General features: G+C 71.1%; 9 protein-coding genes. 5 read left to right on the top strand and 4 right to left on the bottom strand.

Annotated elements, in window-relative coordinates; all coding sequences use genetic code 11:
* Positions 1-139: 139 nt before the first annotated feature.
* Together FNH05_RS24940 and FNH05_RS24935 are read left to right on the top strand one after the other, a co-directional pair.
* A complete protein-coding gene (locus tag FNH05_RS24940; RefSeq protein WP_144591145.1) occupies positions 140-1384 on the top strand; it encodes an FAD-dependent oxidoreductase in 1245 nt (414 codons plus the stop codon).
* 29 nt (positions 1385-1413) lie between these two features.
* Complete coding sequence (locus FNH05_RS24935) at positions 1414-2640, top strand: MFS transporter (RefSeq protein WP_144591144.1); 1227 nt, start codon at positions 1414-1416, stop codon at positions 2638-2640.
* Positions 2641-2666: 26 nt separating this feature from the next.
* Here FNH05_RS24935 and FNH05_RS24930 read toward each other — a convergent pair whose 3' ends face one another.
* Positions 2667-3632, bottom strand: a complete 966-nt coding sequence (locus tag FNH05_RS24930) for a GlxA family transcriptional regulator (RefSeq protein ID WP_144591143.1) — start codon at positions 3630-3632, stop codon at positions 2667-2669.
* A 93-nt stretch (positions 3633-3725) separates the two neighbouring features.
* On the opposite strand from FNH05_RS24930, the gene FNH05_RS24925 reads away from it, so the two are divergent.
* Positions 3726-4553 (top strand): dienelactone hydrolase family protein, encoded by an 828-nt coding sequence (locus FNH05_RS24925; RefSeq protein ID WP_144591142.1) that lies wholly within the window; start codon positions 3726-3728, stop codon positions 4551-4553.
* 37 nt (positions 4554-4590) lie between these two features.
* Here the strand turns inward: FNH05_RS24925 and FNH05_RS24920 are convergent, their stop codons facing one another.
* The 3 genes from FNH05_RS24920 to FNH05_RS38245 form a co-directional block, all read right to left on the bottom strand.
* Positions 4591-5862, bottom strand: coding sequence for an amidohydrolase (locus FNH05_RS24920; protein WP_144591141.1), 1272 nt, complete (start codon positions 5860-5862; stop codon positions 4591-4593).
* A gap of 2 nt (positions 5863-5864) precedes the next feature.
* A complete protein-coding gene (locus FNH05_RS24915; RefSeq protein ID WP_144591140.1) occupies positions 5865-6581 on the bottom strand; it encodes a trimeric intracellular cation channel family protein in 717 nt (238 codons plus the stop codon).
* Positions 6582-6842: 261 nt separating this feature from the next.
* Positions 6843-6980: a hypothetical protein gene (locus FNH05_RS38245; RefSeq protein ID WP_186382719.1), complete on the bottom strand. Its 138-nt coding sequence runs from the start codon at positions 6978-6980 to the stop codon at positions 6843-6845.
* A gap of 72 nt (positions 6981-7052) precedes the next feature.
* Here FNH05_RS38245 and FNH05_RS24910 point away from each other — a divergent pair, with 72 nt between their 5' ends.
* Complete coding sequence (locus tag FNH05_RS24910; RefSeq protein WP_144591139.1) at positions 7053-8141, top strand: AraC family transcriptional regulator; 1089 nt, start codon at positions 7053-7055, stop codon at positions 8139-8141.
* 47 nt (positions 8142-8188) lie between these two features.
* Positions 8189-8775: TetR/AcrR family transcriptional regulator (locus FNH05_RS24905; protein WP_144591138.1), on the top strand; the 587-nt coding region annotated here is incomplete at its 3' end.

Raw genomic sequence — 8775 nt, 5'->3', positions numbered from 1 at the left:
GGACACAAGCGCACAAGCGAGGCGAAGCTGCCGTAGCTCCATGCTCCATACCTTTGCCTTATGCCCCAGGTGCCTGAATGATATTGGCGCCGTCCCGCCGCGCGTCGTGTACTGGCTGGACTCGGAAGAAGGGCGGGCGATGAGCGACTCGTACGACGTCGTGGTCGTCGGTGGTGGCGCCGGTGGCATCGGAGCGGCGGTCGGCGCCGCGTGGTCGGGGGCGCGGGTCCTGCTGGTGGAGCAGTACCCGTTTCTCGGCGGCGCGGCCACCATCAGCTCGGTACTGACCTATTGCGGTTTCTTCGACCAGCGCGGCGAACGCGTCGTGGCCGGGGTCGGTGAACGGGTGCTGCGGGAGCTGCGCGATCTCGGCGCGTACGAGGAAAAAGTCATGGGCTGGACGGGGAACCGGATCGTCCTGCTCGACGCCGAGGCCACGAAGCTCGCCTGCGACACGGTCACCGCGGAAGCGGGTGTCGACGTCCGCCTGCACACCACCCTCATCGGCGCGCGCCGGGACGGCGGCCTGGCGGCCGAAATCGAACTGCACCATCGCGGCGGACGCGAGACCGTCACCGCCGCGGCCTTCGTCGACGCCAGCGGCGACGGGGCGCTGCTGGCCGCGGCGGGCGCCGGGGTACGGGTGGAGCCGGTCGAGCGCCGCCAGACCAGTACGCTCGTCTGCCGCTTCGGCGGGGTGGCCGAGGATGCCGACCTGTCCCGGGAGGGGCTGCGCGCGGCCGTCGGCGCCTACCGCCACGACACCGGCATCGAACTGGCCCGCGACTACGGAATCGCGGTGCACCTCCCGCTCACCAGGGAGGTCATCGCGCTGCTGGTCGACGAGCAGGCCGACGTGCTGGACGCGGCCACGTTCAGCCGTGACGAGGCCAGCGCGCGCCGTCAGGCCTGGCGGTATCTCGACGCGCTGCGCAAGCACCTTCCCGGCTGGTCAAGGGCCTGCCTGATCGAGACCGGCCCGCAGCTGGGTATCCGGGAAGGCAGGCACCTGCTCGGCCGGGACACCGTCACCGGCGCCGACGTGCTCGGCGCGCGCAAACGTCCGGAGTCCTCGATCGCCCGCTGCGGCTGGCCCGTCGAGGACCACGCCGGTCCCGGCGTGACCCGCTACGTCCCCATCGCGGGCCGCGGCTGGTACGACGTCCCCTACGACGCGATCCGCTCGGCCGACACCGAGAACTTGTGGGGCGTGGGGCGGCTGACGAGTTCCGATCCCGAGGCCTACGCCTCGATCCGCGTCATGGGAACCGCTTTCGCCACCGGGCACGCCGCCGGTGTCGCCGCCGCCCAGTACGCCGGCGGAACCAGGCACGACGTGGCCGCGATCCGTACCCGGCTCTTGCGCCAGGACGCGATCATCTGACCCGCCTTCATCCGATTGGAGCCTCGACGATGAGTGCCAAACCTACGCCCTACCGGTGGGTCGTACTGCTGTTGTGCTGGGCCGCCTTCACCATGACCTCGGTCGACCGCTCGACCTGGGGACCCGCCGCCGCCGCGGTCAGCGACTCCTGGCACGTCCCCCTCGCCGCGCTCGGGATCTTCGCCACCTGCTACTACATCGGCTACGTCCTCTCCAACGCGGCGGGCGGGTTCCTCACCGACTGGGTCGGCAGCCGCCTCGTGCTCGGCCTCAGCCTGCTGGTCGCGGGCTCGCTGATGATCGTGTTCGGCTCGACCACGTCGATCCCCGTCGGCATCACCGTGCAGGGACTGGTCGGCCTGTTCGCCGGTGTCGAGTTCTCCGCAGGCATGAAGCTCATCACCACCTGGCTACCGGAGCGGGAAATCGGCCTGGCGAGCGGGATCTTCATGACGGCCACCTCACTCGGCACCGTCATCGCCAACGCCGTCGTGCCGACGCTGATCAAGCACGGCAACTGGGGCGCCTCCTACCACCTCTTCGGCGGCGTCACCGTCGTGCTCGCCGTGCTGTGCACCGTCTTCCTGCGCAACGGCACAGCGGTCCGCGGAGACGCCAGGCGTGCTCTGCCCGACCTCCGGCCGCTGCTGCGGAACAGGGATCTCCTGCTGCTCGGTCTCGCCGGGTTCGGCGGCCTGTGGGGCACCTACGGGTTCGTCACGTGGTCCAACACCCTCATGATGAAGGGCAGCCACCTCTCCGGCGTCGACGCCGGCCTCGTCGTGGTGATCTTCTCCGGGGTCGCCGTGGCCGTGAAGCCGCTCGTCGGCTGGGTCACCGACCGCCTCGGCCTCGGCATGCGCCTGCCGATCATGGCGATCCTGCTGCTGTTCACCGCCTCGCTGCTGGTCTTCGGCGCGATGCGCAGCTACGGCGCCTTCCTCGCCGTCGCGCCCGTGCTCGGGATCGCGGCCTACGCCTACAGCCCGCTCACCGCCGCGATGATCCCGAAGCTCGCGGGCGGCCGCCTCGCGGGCTCCGCGGCAGGCGCCGTCAACGCCGTCTGGCAACTCGGCAGCGTGCTCGTCCCCGCCGCGGTCGGTCCCGTCTTCCGCGCCACCGGCTCGTTCTACGCCGCCTTCGCCCTCCTCGCCGCCGGGCCCCTGCTCGGCGCCGCCGCCGTCCTCGGCATCCGCGACGATCGTCCACAGAGGACACCCGGGACTTCGGCGGCAGCCGTGGGCCAGGCAGGGTAACCGGTTTCCCAGGTCTGGCCGAACACTCAGCGGACACCGCGCCGGAAGGCCGCTCGGTAATCGCTCGGGCGGCATCCGGTGTGCTGGGCGAAGAGGGCGGCGAAGGTGCCGGCATCCCGGTAACCGACCGCGGCGGAGATGCCGGCGACCGTTCGCTCCGTCGTTTCCAGGAGGTGGCGGGCGCGGCGGACCCGCGACGACCGCAGGTAGTCGAGCGGGCTCTGACCAGTCTCGTCCGCGAAGCGGCGCAGCAGTGTGCGAGTGCTGACGTTGAAGGCGGCGGCCAGCGCGGCGAGGTTGTAGCGGGCCGCGAGGTTCTGGTCGAGCCGTCGCATGACCCTGCGGGAGAACTCGTTTCCGGGCTGCGGAAGAAGACGCGCGTCGACGTAGGGTACCTGGGATGATCGCGCGTCGTCGACGAGCGCGACCCGCGCGGTCGTCCGCGCCACGCGGGCGCCGCTGTGTTCGCGGATCAGTTCCAGCGCGAAGTCGTACATGGCGGTGAAGGCGGCCGTAGTCGTCACCCCTCTGTCGGTGACGACGATCCGTTCCGGCCGGACATCGGCGCCGGGACAGCGCCGGGCGAGTTCGTCCGCGAAGAGCCAGGACGTGGTGGCCCGGCGCCGGTGCAGAAGCCCCGCCTCGGCGAGCAGGAACGCGCCGACACAGATCGAGACGACGACGTTGCCCGCGGCGGTGTGCGAGCGGATCGCCGCGATTTCGGGGGAAAGTGACGCGAGTTTGGCGTCCACGTCGAGTCTGGGTGAGAACTCGAATCCCGGCACGACGAGGATGTCGACCTCGCGCAGCGAGGAGACGGCCAGCGCGGTACCGCCCGACGCGACGACGCGACGCCGAGGCGAAATGATCGACACCTCGTATCCGGCGTTGTCCGGACCGGCGACGTGCGTAGCCATCGTCAACAGATCGGGGACGCCGAACACCTCGGACGCGAAGCAGCCCGGGTAGGCCAGGACACCGACTCGCAGCATGGTCGTGCTCACCTCCAAGCAGTGGCGAGATTACCCTGACACCTGGCGATCTGGCCTATCCCGTGCCGGGGCACGGAGGTCCAGGCTCTCGGTATGAGAGCTGCCAGCGAAGGCCACGACGACGCGATCACGGACTTCTCGCGACGGGTCGTGACCGTGGACGGGGTGGGGAAGACGGTGCTCGTCGCCGGTGCCGGACCGGCCGTGGTGCTGATGCCGGAGATGCCCGGCATCAGCCCCGACGTCCTCCGGCTGGCGAGGTGGGTGCGGGACGCGGGCTTCACCGTCCACGTTCCCTCACTGTTCGGGACCGACGGCGCCTATCCCACGGTCGAGGGGGGACGGGAGGTGGTCCGGCGCGCGTGTGTCAGTGCCGAGTTCCGTGCCTTCGCCGGGGGCGGCACCAGCCCCGTCACGGTGTGGCTGCGTGGGCTCGCGCGCCAGGCCCACGCCGAATGCGGCGGTCCGGGAGTCGGCGCGATCGGGTTGTGCTTCACCGGCAACTTCGCCCTCACCATGGCGCTCGAACCGGCCGTCATCGCTCCGGTGGTCAACCATCCGTCGCTGCCACTGGACGACCCCGCCGGACTCGAGATCGGCGACGAGGACGCGCGCGCGGTCCGCGACCGCATCGCGCGCGACGGACTGAAGGTGCTCGCCTACCGCTTCGACAACGACCGCTGGTGCACCGGTCAACGCTTCGCCGCCTATCGAACCCTCCTCGGCGATGCCTTCGACGGCCGCGTCCTTCCGGGCAGTACCGCCAACACCGGCTCGCCCCCGTTCTTCCGCGACGTGGTCGGCACTCCCCACAGCGTCGTCACCGCCCACTTCGTCGACGAGGACGGCCATCCCACGCGGACGGCCAGGGACGAAATCCTCGCCTTCCTGACCGAGCGCCTCCATGGGGACCGGTCGTGAACGTGCTCGTCGGCGGTCGGCGGGGTTTGGTGCCCGGCTACCCGGTCCGCGGACCGGGGCCGAGCCAGGCCAGTGCGGCGATGGCGAGGGCCTTGATCCCGGTGTCGAGCGTGGGCTGCGGAACCGGAGCGAACTCCGGACTGTGGTTGACCGGGATGTCCTGCGCCACCGTGCCTTTTCGCTCGGCTTCGGCGTAGCGGCCGGGATCGGCCCCGCCGATGCCCCAGTAGGTGAAGGGAACCCCGAACGCCCCCGGAATCCGGCTCATGTCCTCGCTGGCGGTTTGCACGTCGATGGTGTGCGCGTCTGCCCCGAAATGCGCGGCGAAGGCCCGGGCGACCTCGTCCGTGGCGGCCTCGTCGTTGATCGTGGGCGGGAACGCCGCGAGGGTTTCGAACTCCGGCTCGCGCACCGCACCCGTGGCCTGGGCCTCGGCGCGCACGATGCGTTCGATCGAGGCGAGCACGTGCTCCCTGACGGCAGGATCGTAGGTGCGCACGTTGAGTTGCAGCACCGCCCGGTCCGGAATGACGTTCGGCCCGCTGCCGGACTGGATGCTGCCCACGGTGAGCACCGCGGGGGCGGTGGCCGCCAGTTCGCGGGAGACGATGGTCTGCAGCCGCACCACCGTCATCGCCGCCATGACCACCGGATCGATCGCCGCCTGCGGAGCCGAGCCGTGCGCGCCACGCCCGTGCAGCGTCACCCGGAGGCTGTCCGCGGCGGACAGGAACGGCCCCGCCCGAGTGCCGACATAACCGGCCGGATAGGGCAGAACGTGCTGTGCCAGCACCACATCCGGCTTCGGCACGCGCTCGGTGAGCCCATCCTGGATCATCGCGTCGGCGCCGTCCCCGTTCTCTTCCGACGGCTGGAACAGCGCCACGACCGTTCCACTCCAGGCACTTCTGGCGCGAGCCATCAGAGCGGCGAACCCGGTCAGGCAGGAGACGTGCACATCGTGCCCGCAGGCGTGCATGACCGGTTGCCTGCCTCCTTCGGGACCGGGCACGGTCACCTCCGAGGCGTAGGGCAGCCCGGTCCGTTCCCGCACCGGCAGCGCGTCCATGTCCGCGCGCAGCATCACCGTCGGCCCCGTCCCGTTGACCAGGACACCGATCACCCCGGTACCGCCGACGCCCTCGATCACGTCGTAACCCTGGTCGCGCAGCCGCTGCGCGACCTTGCCCGCCGTGCGGTACTCCCGCAGGCCGAGTTCCGGATGGGCGTGCAGGTCCCGGTAGAACTCCTCGATCCCGGCCCGGATCTCGCCGAGCGGCCCGAGGACGGTGCCGACGCCGGACTCCATGATCAGTCTCCTTCCTCCTCGCGCGGGTTGCGCCGACGACGGTGCTTGCGCCAGGCAGCGGCGAGCCGGGACTGCGGCTGCCAGTCCAGCCCGCTGGGCAGGTTCCAGCCGAACTTGACCGCGGCAACCCGGAACAGCAGTGCGCCGACGACGCCGACGACGATCCCGGCCAACGGGGCCCCCAGGGCGGTGCAGATGACCATCGTGGCGGCGACGGCCGCCGCGACCGTGGCATAAAGCCCGTTGCCGCCGAAAACGGCCGGGACGCGGCGCAACAGGACGTCCCGCAGCGCGCCACCGCCGACAGCGGTGGTCGTGCCCAGCAGGATCGCGGGCAACCAGCCCAGCCCCACGGCCAGGGTCTTCTGCGCCCCGGCGATGGCCCAGAACCCGATGACCGCCGCGTCCAGCGCGGTGAACAGCCGGTCCCAGGCACTCTCACTGATCGAGATGACGAACGACAGCAGTGCACCGGCCAGTGCGGTCGGCAGGTAGGCGTAGTCGGTCAGCGCGACCGGAGTGCCGTGCTGCAGCAGCGTGTCGCGGATGACACCACCGCCAAGCCCCGACACGACGCCCACCACGAGGAACCCGAACAAGTCCAGCCGCTCGGTGCGGGCCACGGCCCCACCCAGGATCGCGCACGCGAACACTCCGGCCAGGTCCAGGTAGCGCGTCACCTGGTTGATCGTCGCCTCGACGGCCATCCCACCCGCCATACCCGGAACCTACGCACAATCGCGCCGGTCCGCTGGCAAAGCGACCCGGCCTGCCCGGCAGCGCACGGCGGTCTCCGTGCACTCACCCGTCACAGGCGAGGCGGCCGTCGGCCGCCACGCCAAGGACGCACCGATTCCGTGGCAGAGGTCAACGCCCCCGGCCGGAGGGGCTGGGGCAAGCCGTGAAGGGTCCCTTCACAGTCAAATCGACTGTGAAGGGGCCCTTCACGGCCAACACTCACGCGACTTTGCCGGAGTCCCTCACGGGACCGGCCGGACCGGGAAGCGGCTTCCGGCGGCAGGTCTGGTCAGCCCGGCCTGCCGGAGCCTGATCGCGAGACCGATGCCGCTGAAACCGCTGCCGACGATCGCGATCAACGGCCTGGCGTGCTCGCCCATGCTCGTGCTCTCCTACTCACCGTGTGGTCAACCTGGCGATCGCACCGTAGGAAGCCGAGGCGGGGTGGAACCATGTTCGAAGCGGACACAGCCATGCGAGTTCCGGCCGGGCGCCGCCGGGGCGTGGCGAGTGTGGCGCTGCTGACCCGGATCGCGGGAGAGAACGGGATGGCGGCGCGCCGGTGCCTGCACGGCACCGGGCTGACGCTGGAACACCTCGCCGACCCGGACATCGAGATCGACTCCGAGCAGGAACTGCTCGTGGTGGGCAACGTCGTCGCCGAACTGGCGGCCGTGCCGGGGCTGGGGCTGCAGGCGGGACGGCGCTACCACCTGACCTCCTACGGGCAGCTGGGATTCGCCGCGATCAGCAGCGCCACCCTGGGGCAGGCGATCGAGGTCGGCCTGAACTACCTCGACCTGACGTTCACGTTCATGCCGTTCGTGATCCACCAGTCGCCGCACGGCATCCGCGCGGTGCTCGGCGAACAGACGCTGTCCGCCGCCACCCCTGCCGAGGTCGTCCGGTTCCTGGTGGAACGCGACGTGGCCGCGATCGTGACCTTCGTCCGCGACCTGGTGGGCACGCAGCGGGCGATCGCGCGGGTCGGGTTCCGTCACCCGGAACCGTCCTACGCCGCGCTCTATCCGCGCCTGCTGGGCGTGGTGCCGTCCTTCGGCGGGCCGGCGACCGAGGGCGTCATCCCGGCCGAGGCGCTGCGCATGCCGTTGCCGCAGGCGGAACCCCGCACCGCCGAACTGATGCGCCGCCACTGCGAACAGCGCAGGCGACGGCTGCGCGCACCCGCGCGCACCGAGGCGGGGACCAGCGAGACCGTGCGGTCCCGGCTCCGGCGCGAGCTGGAGCGAGGGCGGGGACTGGCGGACCAGCGGCGGGTCGCGGAGGCACTCGGGGTCAGCGAGCGTTCAGTCCGGCGCGCACTCGGCGCGGAGGGCACCACGTTCGCCACGCTGACCGCCGAGGTGGCGAGCGAGTTCGCCGAGGAGCTGCTCGCCGACGGGCACACGGTGGAATCGGTCGCCGCCGCGCTCGGCTACGCGCACGCCTCCAGCTTCAGTCACGCCTTCAAACGCTGGACCGGGTACACACCCGGCGCCGGCGCAGGCCGTGTCCCGGGCCGAAACTGCTCACCGACGTGAGTGTCGGTTAGGCTGGCGCCGACCGGACGAGCGGTGAGGGAGGCGCGATGGCCGACGGACCGCGGACGCGGCTGAGCGGGCGCGCGCGCCGCACCAAGATCCTCCAGGCGGCGCTGGTGGTGTTCGCCGCCTCCGGCTACCACGCCACCGCGATGAGCGCGATCGCCTCGGCCAGTGGCGTCACCCGTTCCGTGCTCTACGACCACTTCCCCAACAAGCGGGTGCTGCTGATTTCCGTGCTGCAGGAGCAGAACGCCGCGCTCATCGAGCATGTCGGCGCCCGGATCACCGGCGGGGGCGACGCGCGGGAGCGGATGCGCGGCACCATCGACGCCTATTTCAGTTTCGCCGAGAGCAGGCCCGCCGCACGTCGCCTGCTGTTCGACCGGACCGACGAGGACGACGCGGAGATCCAGGCCGTCCGGTGGGGCATCCGGGAGTCGCGCACCCGCACGGTGACCGCCCTGCTGGCTCCCGACCTGCGGCGGATCGCGCTCGATCCGGACGACGCCACCGCCGAGGCCATGGTCGAACTGCTCATCACCGGCCTCGACGGGATGGCCCAGTGGTGGGCCCGGCATCCGGGACTGCCCCGCGAAGATCTGGTCACGGCGGCCATGCGCCTGCTCTGGGA

The organism is Amycolatopsis rhizosphaerae (assembly GCF_007713715.1).
GTDB lineage: Bacteria > Actinomycetota > Actinomycetes > Mycobacteriales > Pseudonocardiaceae > Amycolatopsis_E > Amycolatopsis_E rhizosphaerae.
The sequence above is the reverse complement of the archived record's forward strand: the minus strand, read 5'-3'. Positions and strand labels throughout refer to the sequence as shown.

Coding starts and splice junctions, on each gene's coding strand:
- FNH05_RS24935 (WP_144591144.1), top strand. CDS start 1,414: ATGAGTGCCAAACCTACGCCCTACCGGTGGGTCGTACTGCTGTTGTGC.
- FNH05_RS24930 (WP_144591143.1), bottom strand. CDS start 3,632: ATGCTGCGAGTCGGTGTCCTGGCCTACCCGGGCTGCTTCGCGTCCGAG.
- FNH05_RS24910 (WP_144591139.1), top strand. CDS start 7,053: ATGTTCGAAGCGGACACAGCCATGCGAGTTCCGGCCGGGCGCCGCCGG.
- FNH05_RS24925 (WP_144591142.1), top strand. CDS start 3,726: ATGAGAGCTGCCAGCGAAGGCCACGACGACGCGATCACGGACTTCTCG.
- FNH05_RS38245 (WP_186382719.1), bottom strand. CDS start 6,980: ATGGGCGAGCACGCCAGGCCGTTGATCGCGATCGTCGGCAGCGGTTTC.
- FNH05_RS24920 (WP_144591141.1), bottom strand. CDS start 5,862: ATGGAGTCCGGCGTCGGCACCGTCCTCGGGCCGCTCGGCGAGATCCGG.
- FNH05_RS24915 (WP_144591140.1), bottom strand. CDS start 6,581: ATGGCGGGTGGGATGGCCGTCGAGGCGACGATCAACCAGGTGACGCGC.
- FNH05_RS24940 (WP_144591145.1), top strand. CDS start 140: ATGAGCGACTCGTACGACGTCGTGGTCGTCGGTGGTGGCGCCGGTGGC.